We start from the raw sequence: 16006 nt of genomic DNA on the forward strand, positions 1-16006 counted from the left end.
GATGAAAACTGTTAATAACTTATTATAGACAGTTTATTCGAAAAAGCAACTATTCCAAAGAAAAATGCCCTTCAAATTTTTGAAAGGCATTTTTCTTTGGAAGAAATTTAGAAGATGTATCGCAGTCCCAGTTGTAATCCCCAGGTACTGGCACTGGAAAGTGCATTGGTCCAGGGCTGTGTTACCAGTTGACCGTTCTGTTGCTGCAGGTTGAAAGTAGGCTGTCCTGTGGTAGCATCATAGCCTTTAAAGACCAAAGGATTAGCAGCAGTTAACACCTGCCTTACACCCCATTTGCTGTTGATAAGGTTACCGGCATTCAGGATATCGGCACTGATTTGAATGGTTTGTCTCCTTTTTCCGGCAATGATGAACAGGTCTTGCAGCACCTTAACATCAACGCGGGACAGCCAGGGCAGGTAAGCCTCATTACGACCTGCATAGCTGCCTATGTTCTGGCGCAGGTAAGGTGTATTCTGCACAAACTGTGACCATGCAGCCGCTTGTTCAGCCACTGTACGTGCAGGGTTGGAACCGCTGGCAGCCTGGTTTACAAATAACACATTAGGGGTGATGTACATCAGATCGGTAGAATTATTACCATCATTGTTCAGGTCACCATTATATACATAACTGTAGTTATTCTGCTTGGCCAATTCTCCAAACAATGAAATGGTGGTAGCCGCATGGTTCAGGTATTCAAAACGGTAAGAAAGTGTACCGATGAAACGATGCGGGGTTACATAAGCCGAGTTGGATATTTCCAGGCTGTTTTGTGTACCAACTGTGGGATTGCTGTTCCATACAGAAGTGGCCTGGCTTCCGGGATTGGAAGTGACTTCAGATGCATAGCTGAGCGTATAAGCCAATGAACCGAAGAACCCTTTGGTGGCTGTCCTTGCGATCTGGAAAGTAGCAGATCCGCTGGAACCCATGGTGGTATTTTCGAGCACAATAGCAGAACCGATATTGCTGTAAAGCTTGCGATCGGCGCTGGTTGCATAACGGGGCCTGTTATCGGCGCCGGCCAGTGTTGCATTCGGCGCTTTTTGGTTGGCATTGCGCATCACCACTGCATTGATGTCTTTTGTATACAAGAGATCCATGCTCACCATCCAGCCATCACCCAGCTTCCTGTCGAAGCCCAGGTTGCTCCTCCATACCTGTGGAAATTTGAAATTGGGATCGATCAACACCAGGTTGGCTCCGTTGGGTAAAGTGCCGGGCACACTGGAGAAACTGCTCTTATAAGCATCGGGGTTCGGGTTGAACAGGAAGTTCTGCAGTTGCGCTGCATTGGTAACCGATACACCCGCCTGGTACATAAAACTGTTGGAAGGCATATTGGTAAGATAAACAAATGGAATGCGTCCGGTGAAAACGCCTGTACCACCACGAACCACCAGGTTCTCTTCATCTATCTTGTAACGGAAACCTACGCGGGGCGACCAGTACAGGCTGCTCTTGGGCCACATACCGGTACTGTAATTGGTAGGATTGCCGTTTTTGTCGGGGAATGAGATGGCCGTAACATTGGGGTTCTCCAGGGGTTGCTCGGGATACACCGGTTTGTCGAGTCGCAGACCGAATGTCAGTTTGAAGTTTTCATTCACGTTGATCTCATCCTGCGCATAAAATGCCAACTGGCCTACTTTCAGGTTGGCTGAATAAACAGCAGCCTGACCTGGTACCAGTGAATAGGTATAAGAAAAAGCAGCAGGCGCTTTTCCATTCATAAAATCAGACAATGAATTAAACGCATAATAACTGGAAGCGCCCGGCATGAACATATTACCTACTTTCTGGTATTCATAAGATACACCGGCAGTAAGGGTATGCTTACCCGCATAGTAAGTAAAGTTGTCGATCACACTGTAGATGTTGTTGATCACATCGTTGTTGCGGGTAAAAGGGTCTGTACCGGCAGACATATAGTTCTGTCCGTTGTTGTTGAAAATATCCACAGTCGGAAATGCAGTACCACCAGGTATGGTACGGGTATCCTGCACTTTAGTAAGGGTTGCTAATAACTGGTTGGAAAATTTACCATGGAAATTGGAATTTAACTCCAATGCGCCCGACCTTACCACGTCTTTAAACCCATAATTGGAATTGGCAAAAGCCATGGAGTTAAGGCTGAAACGGTTATTGGGCAAACGGCTGATACTGCCTGTTCCACCTACCACGCTGAAGTTGGGGTTATTGGGAATACTGGATCCGTTCAATGGCTGGTCGTTGGTGTTCACCAGTTCATTATACTTCGCAGTAAGTTTGTGGGTATTGCTGATGTTCCAGTCGATCTTCACCAGCAATTTGTGGTTCTTCACTTTAAAGTTGGGGAAATTATCATAAGCGCCTGGATCGAAATTATATTTGCTTTTCAGGAAACCCGCAAATTTTGAGAGAGAGTCGGTCTGCGTGCTGGAAACATTACCATTGCCTGATCCACCCTTGGGTGAATAGGGAATACCGGGAGCGTTTCTTTCCTCCGATTCATAGTTCACAAAGAAGAACAGTTTGTTCTTGATGATGGCTCCGCCGAGGGTTCCGCCAAAAGTTTTGTTGCTGGAAAGAGCAGGAGTAGAAAGTTTAACAGCGCCTACGTTACGTCCGTTATAATCCTGGTTGCGGTAATAACCGTACAAAGAACCTTTCAGGGTATTGGTACCACTTTTGGTGATGGCATTGATACCGGCGCCGGTGAAGCCCGACTGCCTCACATCGGTAGGAGCGATGCTTACGGATACTTCTTCAATGGCATCCAGGGCGATGGGGTTGGAACCGCCACCGGGCAACGGATCGGTGCTGAGACCGAAGTTGTTGTTGAGGTTGGCGCCATCTACCACTGTATTATTGTAACGGCCGTCGCGACCGGCAAAACTGGTACCGTTGGCCTGTGGAGTAAGCCGTGTAAAATCGCTGATACTCCTGGTGATGGTAGGCAAGCTCGACAATAAACGCTGGTTAACAACCGTAGTTGGTCCGCTTTTATCTACAGCAGCCCTGCGGCGTTGTGTGCTCACCACTACTTCAGTCAGGCTTTTCGATTCGTCGGCGAGCACGGAATTCACTGTATAAGGCTCACCCAGCATAAGGTATATATCCTGGAAATTTTCTTCTTTCAATCCAACATAAGTGATCTTCACGGTATAAGGGCCGCCGATCCTCAAACCCGGAAGGTTGAAACTGCCCCCCCTTGTTGAAATAGTGGTGTATATGGTTCCGGAAGGAACGTGTGTAGCGGTAACGGCTGCTCCCTCGAGCGAAGTACCGCTGCTGCTCTTAACATTGCCCGTGATACTACTGGTGGTAACCTGGGCGTTCACCAGTGCCGGGCATAGCATTAGCAATACAATAGAACATTGTAGGATTCTCTTTTTAAGCATAGGTCGAAATGTTAGTTCTGCACAAAGAAAGCAAAATATCTCTGTGTAATTACAACATAATGTTAACAAAAGGTTGTCCGAAATGAGCATTCTATGCAGTTATTCGCCGGATTGTGTATTTTTTGTTCAATTGTTAAGGTAAATCTGTGCAGCTTTTTGTATAATATTCAATCTGGTTTATATATCTCGAAACTTAGTTTGGGCTTTTACCCTTCAGGAGCCGTAATTTTGCAGTTCAAAAATCAGTTATGCTCGATAGGATCCAGGACGCCATTGATGATATACGGAATGGCAAGATGATTATAGTGGTGGATGATGAAGACAGGGAAAATGAAGGCGATTTTATCATTGCGGCCCGTCATGCTACTCCGGAAGTCATCAATTTCATGAGTAAGGAGGGCAGGGGGCTTATCTGCGCTACCTTAACGGAAGACCGTTGCAAAGAGTTGGGCCTCGACCCGATGGTGAGTTCCAATACTTCTTTACATGAGACGGCTTTTACCGTTTCGGTAGACCTGCTCGGCCATGGCACTACTACCGGTATCTCAGCGCACGACCGGTCCAAGACCATATTGGCCCTGGTTGACCCCGAAACCAAACCTTCCGATCTCGGACGTCCAGGGCATATATTTCCTTTGCGTGCTAAAAATGGTGGGGTATTGCGCCGCGCCGGACATACAGAAGCGGCGGTGGACCTGGCAAGACTGGCCGGACTGGAACCTGCCGGTGTACTGGTGGAAGTGATGAATGAAGACGGCACCATGGCGAGACTGCCCCAACTGTTGGAGATCGCCAAAAAATTCAGCCTGAAGATCATTTCCATCAAAGACCTGATCGATTACCGCCTCAAAACCGACTCCCTGATAGAAGAACTGGTAAGGGTGGACATGCCTACCAGGTATGGTCATTTCAAACTGGTGGCCTTCAAAGAAAAAGCTACCGGCGGTGAGCACCTGGCCCTGATCAAAGGTATTTGGGTGAAGGATGAACCCGTGCTCACGCGTGTGCATAGCAGTTGTTTTACCGGCGATATCCTGGGCAGTTTCCGCTGCGATTGCGGCGAACAATTGCACAAAGCCATGTCGATGGTAGAAAAGGAAGGCAAAGGCATCATATTGTATATGAACCAGGAAGGCCGTGGCATCGGCCTCATCAATAAATTACGCGCTTATAAGTTGCAGGAAGAGGGCTTGGATACTGTAGAAGCCAACCTGGAACTGGGTTTTGATAAAGATGAACGCGACTATGGTGTAGGCGCCCAAATACTCCGTTACTTAGGTATCAGCAAACTCCGCCTCATGAGCAATAACCCACGCAAGCGTGCCGGATTATTGGGCTATGGTCTTGAGATAACAGAAGTAGTGCCCATTGAAGTGCCTGCCAATCCGCACAACGTAAAATACCTTGAGACTAAAAGAGACAAGCTGGGGCATAAAATACTAGGTGAATTATAAATTAATGTCTAATTTCTTGCTCTTCCTTCTCTTTCTCTTTTTCGTAGGCTTTGATGATCGATTTCACCAGTTTGTGACGCACCACGTCTTCTTCATTCAGTTCAATATGGGCAATGCCATCGATGCTTTTGAGTATACGGGTGGCTTTGGCCAGTCCGCTCCGCTGGTTGCGGGGCAGGTCAATCTGGGTAGGGTCGCCCGTGATGATGGCTTTGGCATTGGCGCCGATACGCGTGAGGAACATTTTCAACTGTAAGTCGTTCGTATTCTGCGCCTCATCCAGGATGATGAATGCATTATCAAGGGTGCGGCCGCGCATATAGGCCAGCGGTGCCACTTCAATGGTACGCGTACTCATATAATAACCCAGCTTATCGGCAGGTATCATATCGTCCAGCGCATCATACAAAGGCCGCAGGTAGGGATCAATCTTTTCTTTCAGGTCGCCGGGAAGGAAACCGAGGCTTTCGCCTGCCTCAACCGCAGGGCGAGTGAGGATAATTTTCTTCACGACTTTGTTCTTCAACGCGCGTACGGCGAGTGCTACAGCGGTATAGGTTTTACCTGTACCGGCCGGGCCTATCGCAAAGACAATGTCGTTCCGGTCGGCCGCCTGCACCAGCTTTTTCTGGTTCTGCGTACGGGCGCGGACGGTTTTGCCATTCGGACCGAACACGAGCACATCGTTGGGATGGCTCTCAACGAAATTGTCTACTGTTTCGCCGTCATCACCACCCAGTATCTGTTCGAAATAGTTTTCACTGAGGTGACCATTTCTTTCCAGGTACTGTATGATGAGATCTATTTTCTCCCGGGCAGATTCGATCTGTTCGGGGGCGCCACTTAGTTTCATTTGTGTTCCGCGTGAAAGGATTTTTAAAAGGGGAAATTTCTTTCGCAGCAGGTCCAACTTTCCGTTGTTTACTCCAAAAAATTCAATGGGGTTAACAGTCTCGAGGTTAATGATAGCTTCTGTCAATCTGTTCAGTTTAATGTATGACGGAATAAATTTGATACTTACCCTTGCATCTGTCTCAAATTTAATTGGATATATCTATCAAATCCTAGCATTTGTTATGCACAGGGTGTGGATAGAGATTGTTAATTATAACGCTTTAAGCGCCTCAATTGTTTTAACGGGATCGTCAGATTTAAAAACGGTATTGCCCGCTACCAGTACATCGGCGCCGGCATGCACAATGGCAGCTGCGTTTTGAAGTGTTACGCCGCCGTCGATCTCTATCAGTGTAGGAAGGTTTCTGTCTTTGATCATGTGCCTGAGTGCACGGATCTTATCAATGGTATGCGGAATAAATTGTTGACCACCGAAGCCGGGATTCACACTCATGAGGCAAACCAGGTCAATATCATCCAATACATCTGAGAGGAAATTAACAGGTGTATGCGGGTTCAGGGCTACGCCTGCGCGCATACCCAGGCTTTTGATCTGTTGCAGGTTGCGGTGTAAATGCGGACAAGCTTCGTAATGAACAGTCAATATATCGGCGCCGGCTTTCTTGAAAGCCTCTGCATATTTTTCTGGCTCTTCGATCATCAGGTGCACATCGCATATCTTTTTGGTGGCTTTTCTCACGTGCTCAATGATGGGCAACCCAAAGCTGATATTGGGTACAAAGCGCCCGTCCATCACATCGAGGTGGAACCAGTCGGCCCGGCTTTCATTCAACATTTCACAATCCTGCTGCAGGTTGAGGAAATTGGCACTCAATAAAGAAGGGGCAACGATGGGCATGATGCTTGTTTAAGGATGCGCAAAATTATTGCAATTATTTCAGTTCACTCCCAGCTTTTTTAATGCGGCCGTAGCCTCGGTAATGCCCGGGTCGAGGGCCAGCGCCGTTTGGTAACTTTTGATGGCCTCTGCACGGTCGTTCAGTGTTTCCTGGCATTTGGCCAGCCAGTACCAGGCATCGGCATAATTGACCCTTACAGAAGTGGCTGTTTCAAACACTTTGCGGGCTTCCTCCGTTTTCTGTGCATCGAAATACAGGAATCCTTTCTCCATATAGGCTTCCATATAAGTATAGTCGTTGGCAATACAGCGATTGAACAGGTCAATGGCTTTGGAAGCATTTCGGGTACGGGCATAATACACGCCGCCGATGAAACTGGTATGAGCGGTGTATTCCCTGCCCAATCTCATCGCATCTACCTGCGCACATAAAGCAAGCGCTTTGTTGTTTTTCTGTTCGGCATACAAGTTGGCCATGGCCAGCAATGCATCGGGAGAAGGATAAATGCGGGCGGCAAAATGGTAAGACTGTAAGGCGCCGCTGGTGTCTTTGGCATGTTCCTGCAAAGTGGCTTTGCGAAACCAGAGTCCGAAATTGAGACTGTCTTTCCGAAGCAATGAATCCATCTGCAGCAAAGCAGGCCGGTAATCACCGGCGCTATCAAGTGCATTCACTAACAGCAGGCGAAGGCCTATACTGTCGGGATAGCTGGCAACACTTTGATACAATCGTTTAACCTGGGGTGATGGCTCCTGTATCCTGGATGCTGCTTTAGGAGATTCTTTTGGTTCATGGTTGTTACACGCAGTGGCGATGGTAACCCATAACAGTAGGAAGTGCCAACGTTTCATGTTGCGAAAATACAGATTGTGTATTGGTTAAGTGAATACATGAAAAGATATGCAGTTGAAATAGCGTTACTTTGTGCTCTTTAAAACCAATCATTATGGATACAGGACTTCTGCATTTACACAATTTATTGCGTTGGGTGATCTCGATACTGTTGTTATTGTCTATCTACAAAGCGTATACCGGGTGGAAGGGTAAGAAAACTTTTTCCGCCGGTGACCGCAAAACATGGTTGTTCACGTTGATCAGTGCGCACATCACCTTGCTGATCGGGCTGTACCAGCTTGCAGTAGGGCGATACGGTATTTTCAAAACGAGCCTGCCGGAAGGCGAGTCACTGATGAAAAATCATTTTTTCCGTTTCTATTGGATCGAACACCCGGTAGCGATGATCTTATCGGTGGTATTTATTACGCTTGGTTATGGCATGGCGAAGAAAGCCGTACCCGACGAAGTGAAGTACCGTAAAGCATTTATCTTCTTCCTGCTGGCCCTGCTGCTGATACTGGCTGCTGTTCCCTGGCCCTTCCGCGCCGATATAGGAAGACCCTGGTTCCCGGGCATCAATGCATAAAACAACGTCATCCCGATCTTTTATGCGTCGTCATCCCGAGCGCAGCCGAGGGATCTGCTCGAACGTTCAGCAGGTCCTTCGATTCGCTTCGCTCACTCAGGATGACGCGGTTTAAAGTAAACAAGTGATCATTATATGCGTATCTTTGATGGAGATTGTTTTGCTATGCCATTCCATCGGAATTTCACATATTGGATCGATAAGCGCGTATGGAAATATTATTTCCTTATGCTCTCTCTTCAATTGGCAAAGTGGTGGGAAACGCACAACCATTATTCGTCACCCCGAGCGTAGCCGAGGGGCCTCATCAAATCCTTAACAGCTCCTTCGACTCGCTCCGCTCGCTCAGGATGACGTGCAGATTATTTCTTTACTACAATATTGCACAGACATGCCTCACTATCATAGCTTAGGAACCATTCCTCATAAACGTCATACCCAGTTCCGTAGACCCGACGGGACCCTGTACTCCGAACAATTGTTCTCTACCGAAGGATTCAGTAACGATTATTCGCTGCTGTATCATCACTGGCCGCCAACGCAGATCATTCATACAGATGAACCAGTGCCTGCAATGCCCAGCATAGCGGAAGAAAAAATGCTCAAGCACCGCAGTTTCGAAGGATTTCATATACGGCCCGAAGCAGATTTTTTGACCAGCCGTAAACCCATACTGGTGAACAATGATTGTCATATTGTACTCGCTGCACCGGAGGAAAGTACAAAAGGGTATTTTTATAAGAACGCAGATGCCGATGAACTGATCTTTATTCATGAAGGAAGCGGTACCCTGCTTACACAATACGGACAAATACCTTTTGCTTATGGCGATTACCTGGTGATACCCCGCGGAACCATCTACCAGGTACAATTCAATGACAAGCATAACAGGCTACTGATCGTTGAAAGTTTCAGTCCTATCCGCTATCCTAAAAAATACCTGGGTAAATACGGACAATTACTGGAACATTCACCGTATTGCGAACGGGATATCCGTACCCCTCAACAACTCTTAACGATCGATGAAGCGGGAGACTTCCTCATCAAAACCAAAAAGAAAGGGGTGCTGTATGGGCTTCATTACGCCCATCACCCCTTCGATGTGGTAGGATGGGATGGCTATTGTTATCCTTTTGCATTCAGCATACACGATTTTGAGCCCATCACGGGACGTGTACACCAGCCGCCGCCTGTCCACCTCACTTTCGAGGCCCATAATTTCGTGGTGTGCAGTTTTTGTCCGCGCCTGTACGATTACCATCCCGATGCGGTGCCTGCACCTTATAACCACAGCAATATCGACAGCGATGAAGTGTTGTATTATGTGGCGGGCGATTTCATGAGCCGCAAGCATGTTACCAGGGGGATGATCACTTTGCACCCAGCCGGTATCCCGCATGGCCCGCATCCCGGCGCCGTGGAAAAAAGCATCGGCAAAAAGCAAACCGATGAGCTGGCGGTGATGATCGATACCTTCCATCCGCTTCAGCTGACAGTGGAAGCATTAGAGATTGAGAACCCCGGCTATACCATGAGTTGGGCGGAGTAAAATACAGACCGTCATCCCGAGCGAAGCCGAGGGACCTGCCTGAGTATTGAGCAGGTCCTTCGATTCGCTTCGCTCACTCAGGATGACGTTCTTCGCTCGCTCGGGATGACGATAAGGGGGTAACAAAAAAATCAGACATGATCAAATCAGAAATCAGAAATTTCCCTTAACTTTTGGTTCTAAACAAAAAAGCTAGCCACATGATCAAATTCAGCGACATCAAGATCGGCGACTATGTCCGTGCAGAGTTTGAAGGAAAAACATGGAACGGAGAAGTGGTCGAATTAAACGGAGATGAAAAACAAATTTGTGTTCAAACCGATGTGCAGGATTTTTGGTTTGAACAGGACCAGCTACACCCGATTCCACTGAACGAAGAGGAATTGACGAAACTGCATTTCGAAAAACAAGCCAACGGCGAGGGGTCTGTTAAATACCTCAAAGGTCCCTTTCGCATTGTAACGCCCGTTGCCGGCGATTTTTCGCAGATGGAGATCTGGTATCGCGAAGACCGGAGGCATAACCCCGATATCCACTACGTGCACCAACTGCAAAATCATTATCTGCAGATGACCAAGGTTCACCTGACCAAGGATCCGGTGCATTATTGATCACATATTGAACGTATCAACCAACAAGGGCCTGCTGTTTTGCGGGCTCTTCGTTTTTCCTCACTGCCCACATTACCAGTGCAACTGCAACGATCAGTATCAGGTAACTCCAACCCAGGTTCCTGGTATCATTAGCCGGCATCAGGTACACCATGCCATAACTCAGTACAGACACGATTACGTACATAATACCGCCTGTTAAACCACTGGCGATGCCTGCGTTCCTGGGAAATTTGCCCAGGCAATAAGTGAAATAAACATTGAACGCAAAACCGGCACACACATGCACAAGAAAAGCGAAAGACGCCAACAGGAAAATATGCTCAATAAATGAAGTGCTGAACAACATGACCAGGCAAATGAGTACCTGGATGGCGAGGTTCAAAGACAGCTTTTTCACAAAAGGTTTGTGAATGGTGGACTTACCAATAAAACCACCTATCATCCAGGCAAATCCGATGATTAATGAACAGTAGCCTGCAATAACGGCAGTGAAATGCAAATGGTGTTCGATGATGAAAGGACCGGTCATGTTGTACACCATCACCATTGAATAGGAGATGCCAATAATGAGCAGTCCCAGTGTAAAGCTGGTAGTACGCAACATACTGGTATACACCTGCACAATGCTTTTGAAATGAAAAGGAGAAAAGTGTTTCAGGCTTTCCCTGTTGAAAAAATATTCGAGCAGTGCAAACAATACGGCCCATATTCCCAGGAAATAGAAATTTGATTGCCAGCCGAAATTATTTTGCAGGTAGCCGCCTACAAAAGGTGCAACAATAGGACCGGTAGACCAAATAATGGAGAACAGGCTGAGGTAATGCTTCAGACGGTCACCCGTGAACACATCTACAAAATAGGCCCGTTTGGATACTACAATGGTGGCTGCTGTGATACCATGTACCACGCGCATGAGGTAGATCAGGTAAATATTGTGCGACCGGGCAATGACAAAACTGGCCACAGCGAATACGAGCAGACAAACCACGCCGATCTTGTGCCGGCCAAAACTATCGAGCACACTGCCGATGAACAACTGTGAAATACCGTAGCTGATCAGGAAAATACTCAATGTAAACTGTGTGCGGATCTCTGTAATACCCAGCGATACCGACATACCCGGTAAAGAGGGAAGATAAATATCTGTGGCAAATCCCGCCAGGGGTAATAATGCAAATGCCAGCCATGTGCTGAGCCGTTGATCCTTGCTGTTCGTATCTTTCATCTGTATTTGCTCCGTTATTTTGTTTCGCGGCACAAAATTACCATACAACGGTCAAAGCAGACTTGTGCAATTCAAGCCATTTTTTGCAAAATTCAAGCCGGTACTGTTTTGCTGGCATATAGATTGCAGTTGAGGCTATTGATGAGATATAGACAGGTACGTTTTTTTAATTATATTGAAGACAAAAATCCCATGCGTTTTCGTTCGCTCGCTCTGCTGTTTTTTTTATTATCGGCCATATCAATGGATGGTTACGGACAGGTATTCGGGGGCAATCCTCCGTCTACAAAGTGGCGGCAGATCAACACAGATACAGTGCGTGTGATCTTCCCCAAAGGAGATGAACGCAGGGGCGAAAGGGTGGCGGCTACCGTGCACCAGTTGCAACGGAAATATGCCAATACCATCGGCAATAGTCTTCATAAAGTTAATATTGTTTTGCAGGACGAAACACTGATCTCCAACGGGTATGTGGGATTGGGGCCTTTTCGCAGTGAGTTTTATACCACACCTCCCGTCAACGCGTTTTCGCTGGGGGCTGTTAACTGGACCGATCTGCTGTCTGTTCACGAGTTCAGGCATGTGCAGCAGTATAGTAATTTCAGGAAAGGTTTATCGAAATTCGCATCGATCATTTTAGGCCAGGAAGGACAAGCCATAGCAAACGCGGCGGCCATACCCAACTGGTTTTTTGAAGGAGACGCCGTTTTCAATGAAACGATGCTCACCCGGCAGGGCAGGGGCAGCCTTCCGCTGTTTTTCAGCAATTACCAATCGCTCTTCAATGCCGGTATTCACTATAGCTACATGAAAATGCGCAACGGATCGTACCGGAATTTTGTGCCCGATCATTATGCATTGGGTTATTTGCTGGTGGCTTATGGCAGAAAGCAATACGGCGATGATATCTGGAAAAAAGTGACGGACGATGCGGCCCGTTTCAGCCCATTGTTCTATCCATTCCAGGGAGCTGTGAAAAAATATACCGGCGAAAAATTTCCCGATTTTGTGCGGCATGCAATGGATTATTACCAGCAGCAATGGGCAAGCGCAAAGACTGCCGATCCGCAATGGCTTACAACAGGTAACAATAACCGGGTGGTCAATTACCGCTATCCTTATGCTGCGGACGATGGTTCGCTGATCGTTCTGAAAAACACTTATAGCCGCATCCCCGCTTTTTACAAACTGCTCGGCAATGGTAAAGAAGAAAGAATTGGTGTAAGGGATATCACATCGGATGACTATTTCGGTTACAACAACAACCGCATTGTGTATACGGCCATCAGGCCCGATCTGCGGTGGGGTAACCGGGATCGCAATGTGATCCGCATATTGGATATTGCGTCGGGCCAGGTAAAACAAGTGGCGGGCAAAGGACGATATTTCACGCCTGATATATCGCATAACGGGAAGCTGGTTACAGCAGTTAAGCAGGACAGGGATACTACACGCTTGTTGGTGATCAATGTGGAAGACGGAAGCCGGATGGGTGAACAGAAGCAAAGCAACGAAGTGTACACATATCCGAAATTCTCTGCCGATGATGCATCGGTCTATTGGATCGTGCGCAACGATAAAGGCCAGATGGGTATCCGCAAATGGGAAACGGGTAGTGGAAAAACAGAAACTATTATTCCCTTGAGCAACCGCATCATTGGTTTTTTGCAGGTCAAGGGCGATACCTTATTGTTCAGCACCACGCATGATGGGCGAGATGAACTCTGGGCCTGCATCGACCGTGCCGGTCAGTATAATACTTACCGCATGGCGGCTTACAGCACCGGCATTTACCAGGGAACCCTGGACCAGGGCGGCCAATTGGTGGGGTCAACGTTTACGGCCGGTGGGTACCGGCTGGGAAGGTTCAGTCCGCTTTGGGAAAAAACAACCCCGCGGGATGAATTGCATACTTTGTATGTAGGGGATGCTTATCAGAACAAAGACCACGGTATATTGGATTCGCTGGGCAACGGGTATTATCCTGTACGCCGTTATTCCAAAGGCTTTAATCTGTTGAATTTCCACAGCTGGCGGCCATACTACGATTATCCTGAATATTCATTCACCATCTACGGCGAAAATGTGCTCAATACTTTCCAGTCACAACTTTCGTATACCTACAACAGGAACGAAGGCAGCCACAAAGTGGGCTATGATGGAATTTATGGCGGCTTCTTACTACAGCCCGTATTTGGCGTTAACCAAACATGGCAGCGCAGCGCGCTATGGAACCAGGATACCACGGTTTACTGGAACGAGCTGGGTGCTTACGGCGGCCTTCGCCTGCCCCTGAACCTGACGGCAGGGAAGCAGTACCGGGCACTGGTATTGCAAGGCACGTTCAATACCGACCAGGTTAAGTGGACCGGCGTGGGGCAAAAACTGTTCAGGAATGTGGGTGTGAATTATGTGGAAGGAGTGTTGGCTTACTATGGCCAGGTACAGCAGGCTGCGCAGCATATTTATCCGCATTGGGGACATTCATTCCTGCTGCAATACCGCAACAGTGTAAATGAGTTTACGGCGCACCAGTTCCTGGCGACAGGCTCCCTGTATCTGCCGGGCCTTTTGCGTAATCATAGCCTGGTGGTGAACCTGGCCTATCAGGAAAGGGATACGGCCAGGATGTATTTTTTCAAAAACAATTTTCCTTTTTCCAGGGGCTACCAGGGGATCGATTTTCCCAGGATGTGGAAATTGGGCGTGAATTACCATTTTCCGTTGTTGTATCCCGACTGGGGAGTGGGTCAAGTTGTTTATTTCCTGCGGGTGAGGGCCAATGCCTTTTTCGATTATACGGTAGGCAAGAGCCTGCGTACGGGGCTGGAAAGGCCGTTCCGGACAGCAGGGGGTGAATTGTATTTCGATACCAAATGGTGGAACCAGGAGCCGGTAACCTTTGGGGTGCGGTACAGCCGTTTACTGGATCGGGAGTTCTACGGGGTTACTAATCAAGGGGTTTGGGAGTTTATTTTACCTGTTAGATTGTTCAAATAACTTATTTTTGCCCTGTTTTGCCCCTGGATAAGAAATTTTTACATTAAATTTTCATATTTCGGTTGCTCTTTAGTATCTTTGCAGCCCCAAAAATTGTATGTCGAAACAACCGTTGATTAAACAAGATGGAGTGATTCTGGAAGCCCTGAGCAATGCTATGTTCCGGGTGAAGTTGGAAAATGGACATGAAATACTGGCCACCATCTCTGGGAAAATGAGAATGCACTATATCAGGATATTACCTGGTGATAAAGTGGGAGTGGAGATGAGTCCGTATGATTTGAGCAGGGGAAGGATCATATTCAGGTACAAATAAGGTACTTATAATAGTTTAAAAACACAGCAATGAAAGTCAGAGCTTCAATCAAAAAACGTAGCGCGGATTGCAAGATCGTGAAGAGAAAGGGGAAGTTATACGTGATCAACAAAAAGAACCCACGTTATAAACAGCGTCAGGGTTAATTTAATTTTTTTAAAACTAAAATCAAGATATGGCTCGTATTGCCGGTATTGACTTACCAAAGAATAAAAGAGGCGAAATTGGTCTGACCTATATTTTTGGTATTGGTCGCTCAACTGCTCAGTATATTTTAACCAAAGCTGGTATTGACTTTGACAAAAAAGTAAGCCAGTGGAATGATGATGAGCAGGCTGCCATCCGTAACATCATCAACAATGAGTTCAAGGTGGAAGGCGCTTTGCGTAGTGAAGTGTCTATGAGCATCAAGCGTTTGTTGGATATCGCCTGCTACCGTGGCCTGCGTCACCGTAAGGGACTGCCGGTTCGTGGCCAGCGTACCAAAACCAACAGCCGTACCAGGAAAGGTAAGCGTAAGACAGTGGCTGGTAAGAAGAAAGCTGCCAAGAAATAAATAAGGTGAGTCGTGAGCAGGGAATACCCTGTTCACGATTGCTTATATAAAATCCGGTTCAGCTTGGATCTCCCGATGAGTCGGGAAGGAGAGTGAAACGGTTCCCGAGCAGATCGGGATTTTTCATTGTTAAACGAGTCCTGCTGAAAACGGGATGACTACCTCAAAAAGAGAACATGGCAAAACCACAAAAAGCGCAGAACAGTGCAAAAGCTGCTGCCAAGAAAAGGATCGTAAAAGTAGATGCAGCCGGTGAAGTGCGCATTTCCGCTACTTTCAACAACATCATCATCAGCTTTACCAACAAAGCCGGACAGGTGATCAGTTGGAGCAGCGCCGGTAAAATGGGCTTCAGGGGTTCTAAAAAGAACACACCTTATGCTGCTCAGATGGCTGCTGCAGATGCAGCCAAAGTAGCCCTGGAAGCTGGTGTAAAACGCGTAGAAGTATTCGTGAAAGGCCCCGGTGCCGGTCGCGAAGGCGCTATCCGTTCTATTTCACAATCAGGTGTTGAAGTAATTTCTATCAAAGACGTTACTCCTTTACCGCACAATGGCTGCCGTCCGCCCAAACAACGTAGGGTATAATAATTAGCCGTCACCCTGAGTGAGCGAAGCGAATCGAAGGGCCTCATGAAGGTTTCAGCAGGTTCCTCGACTCGCTTTACTCGCTCGGAATGACGGTTTTAAATAAAAGGACTTTCTATTGATTTTAGATTTTTACTGATAG

The 16006-nt window shown here is 47.3% G+C and carries 14 protein-coding genes; 9 read left to right on the plus strand and 5 right to left on the minus strand.

All coding sequences use genetic code 11. The annotated features are described in order from the left end of the window. Window positions 1–107: 107 nt before the first annotated feature. Window positions 108–3386 (minus strand): TonB-dependent receptor domain-containing protein, encoded by a 3279-nt coding sequence (locus tag SEDOR53_RS0110255; protein ID WP_037361023.1) that lies wholly within the window; start codon window positions 3384–3386, stop codon window positions 108–110. Window positions 3387–3634: 248 nt separating this feature from the next. On the opposite strand from SEDOR53_RS0110255, the gene SEDOR53_RS0110260 reads away from it, so the two are divergent. Then, complete coding sequence (locus SEDOR53_RS0110260; protein WP_026769644.1) at window positions 3635–4840, plus strand: bifunctional 3,4-dihydroxy-2-butanone-4-phosphate synthase/GTP cyclohydrolase II; 1206 nt, start codon at window positions 3635–3637, stop codon at window positions 4838–4840. A 1-nt stretch (window position 4841) separates the two neighbouring features. On the opposite strand, the gene SEDOR53_RS0110265 is transcribed toward SEDOR53_RS0110260, so the two are convergent. From SEDOR53_RS0110265 to SEDOR53_RS0110275, 3 genes are all read right to left on the minus strand, one after another. Continuing rightward, a complete protein-coding gene (locus SEDOR53_RS0110265; RefSeq protein WP_026769645.1) occupies window positions 4842–5819 on the minus strand; it encodes a PhoH family protein in 978 nt (325 codons plus the stop codon). Between the two features lie 126 nt (window positions 5820–5945). After that, window positions 5946–6593 carry a ribulose-phosphate 3-epimerase gene (gene rpe / locus SEDOR53_RS0110270; RefSeq protein WP_026769646.1) on the minus strand — a complete coding sequence of 216 codons (648 nt, stop codon included), beginning with the start codon at window positions 6591–6593 and terminating at the stop codon, window positions 5946–5948. A gap of 39 nt (window positions 6594–6632) precedes the next feature. Beyond that, window positions 6633–7445, minus strand: coding sequence for a lipopolysaccharide assembly protein LapB (locus SEDOR53_RS0110275; RefSeq protein WP_026769647.1), 813 nt, complete (start codon window positions 7443–7445; stop codon window positions 6633–6635). Window positions 7446–7540: 95 nt separating this feature from the next. Here SEDOR53_RS0110275 and SEDOR53_RS0110280 point away from each other — a divergent pair, with 95 nt between their 5' ends. The 3 genes from SEDOR53_RS0110280 to SEDOR53_RS0110290 all read left to right on the plus strand — a co-directional run bounded on the left by SEDOR53_RS0110280 (window position 7541) and on the right by SEDOR53_RS0110290 (window position 10177). Then, complete coding sequence (locus SEDOR53_RS0110280) at window positions 7541–8017, plus strand: hypothetical protein (RefSeq protein ID WP_026769648.1); 477 nt, start codon at window positions 7541–7543, stop codon at window positions 8015–8017. A gap of 391 nt (window positions 8018–8408) precedes the next feature. Next, on the plus strand, window positions 8409–9566 hold the full coding sequence (locus tag SEDOR53_RS0110285; protein ID WP_026769649.1) for a homogentisate 1,2-dioxygenase: 1158 nt from the start codon (window positions 8409–8411) through the stop codon (window positions 9564–9566). A gap of 200 nt (window positions 9567–9766) precedes the next feature. Next, entirely contained in the window at window positions 9767–10177 is a 411-nt protein-coding gene (locus tag SEDOR53_RS0110290) for a hypothetical protein (protein ID WP_026769650.1), read from the plus strand. Window positions 10178–10193: 16 nt separating this feature from the next. On the opposite strand, the gene SEDOR53_RS0110295 is transcribed toward SEDOR53_RS0110290, so the two are convergent. Continuing rightward, entirely contained in the window at window positions 10194–11405 is a 1212-nt protein-coding gene (locus SEDOR53_RS0110295; RefSeq protein WP_026769651.1) for an MFS transporter, read from the minus strand. Between the two features lie 141 nt (window positions 11406–11546). On the opposite strand from SEDOR53_RS0110295, the gene SEDOR53_RS0110300 reads away from it, so the two are divergent. The 5 genes from SEDOR53_RS0110300 (at window position 11547) to rpsK (ending at window position 15864) form a co-directional block, all read left to right on the plus strand. Beyond that, entirely contained in the window at window positions 11547–14405 is a 2859-nt protein-coding gene (locus SEDOR53_RS0110300) for a hypothetical protein (protein ID WP_026769652.1), read from the plus strand. 97 nt (window positions 14406–14502) lie between these two features. Continuing rightward, window positions 14503–14721 (plus strand): translation initiation factor IF-1, encoded by a 219-nt coding sequence (infA, locus tag SEDOR53_RS0110305; protein ID WP_026752042.1) that lies wholly within the window; start codon window positions 14503–14505, stop codon window positions 14719–14721. 29 nt (window positions 14722–14750) lie between these two features. Beyond that, window positions 14751–14867 (plus strand): type B 50S ribosomal protein L36, encoded by a 117-nt coding sequence (ykgO, locus tag SEDOR53_RS17720; protein ID WP_026774906.1) that lies wholly within the window; start codon window positions 14751–14753, stop codon window positions 14865–14867. Window positions 14868–14896: 29 nt separating this feature from the next. After that, on the plus strand, window positions 14897–15277 hold the full coding sequence (rpsM, locus tag SEDOR53_RS0110310) for a 30S ribosomal protein S13 (protein ID WP_026769653.1): 381 nt from the start codon (window positions 14897–14899) through the stop codon (window positions 15275–15277). A 176-nt stretch (window positions 15278–15453) separates the two neighbouring features. After that, window positions 15454–15864 carry a 30S ribosomal protein S11 gene (rpsK, locus tag SEDOR53_RS0110315; RefSeq protein ID WP_037361032.1) on the plus strand — a complete coding sequence of 137 codons (411 nt, stop codon included), beginning with the start codon at window positions 15454–15456 and terminating at the stop codon, window positions 15862–15864. The last annotated feature ends 142 nt before the right edge of the window (window positions 15865–16006 follow it).

It is taken from the genome of Asinibacterium sp. OR53 (genome assembly GCF_000515315.1).
Lineage (GTDB): Bacteria > Bacteroidota > Bacteroidia > Chitinophagales > Chitinophagaceae > Sediminibacterium.

Coding starts and splice junctions, on each gene's coding strand:
- SEDOR53_RS0110255 (WP_037361023.1), bottom strand. CDS start 3,386: ATGCTTAAAAAGAGAATCCTACAATGTTCTATTGTATTGCTAATGCTA.
- SEDOR53_RS0110260 (WP_026769644.1), top strand. CDS start 3,635: ATGCTCGATAGGATCCAGGACGCCATTGATGATATACGGAATGGCAAG.
- rpe (WP_026769646.1), bottom strand. CDS start 6,593: ATGCCCATCGTTGCCCCTTCTTTATTGAGTGCCAATTTCCTCAACCTG.
- SEDOR53_RS0110275 (WP_026769647.1), bottom strand. CDS start 7,445: ATGAAACGTTGGCACTTCCTACTGTTATGGGTTACCATCGCCACTGCG.
- SEDOR53_RS0110280 (WP_026769648.1), top strand. CDS start 7,541: ATGGATACAGGACTTCTGCATTTACACAATTTATTGCGTTGGGTGATC.
- SEDOR53_RS0110285 (WP_026769649.1), top strand. CDS start 8,409: ATGCCTCACTATCATAGCTTAGGAACCATTCCTCATAAACGTCATACC.
- SEDOR53_RS0110290 (WP_026769650.1), top strand. CDS start 9,767: ATGATCAAATTCAGCGACATCAAGATCGGCGACTATGTCCGTGCAGAG.
- SEDOR53_RS0110295 (WP_026769651.1), bottom strand. CDS start 11,405: ATGAAAGATACGAACAGCAAGGATCAACGGCTCAGCACATGGCTGGCA.
- SEDOR53_RS0110300 (WP_026769652.1), top strand. CDS start 11,547: ATGAGATATAGACAGGTACGTTTTTTTAATTATATTGAAGACAAAAAT.
- infA (WP_026752042.1), top strand. CDS start 14,503: ATGTCGAAACAACCGTTGATTAAACAAGATGGAGTGATTCTGGAAGCC.
- ykgO (WP_026774906.1), top strand. CDS start 14,751: ATGAAAGTCAGAGCTTCAATCAAAAAACGTAGCGCGGATTGCAAGATC.
- rpsM (WP_026769653.1), top strand. CDS start 14,897: ATGGCTCGTATTGCCGGTATTGACTTACCAAAGAATAAAAGAGGCGAA.
- rpsK (WP_037361032.1), top strand. CDS start 15,454: ATGGCAAAACCACAAAAAGCGCAGAACAGTGCAAAAGCTGCTGCCAAG.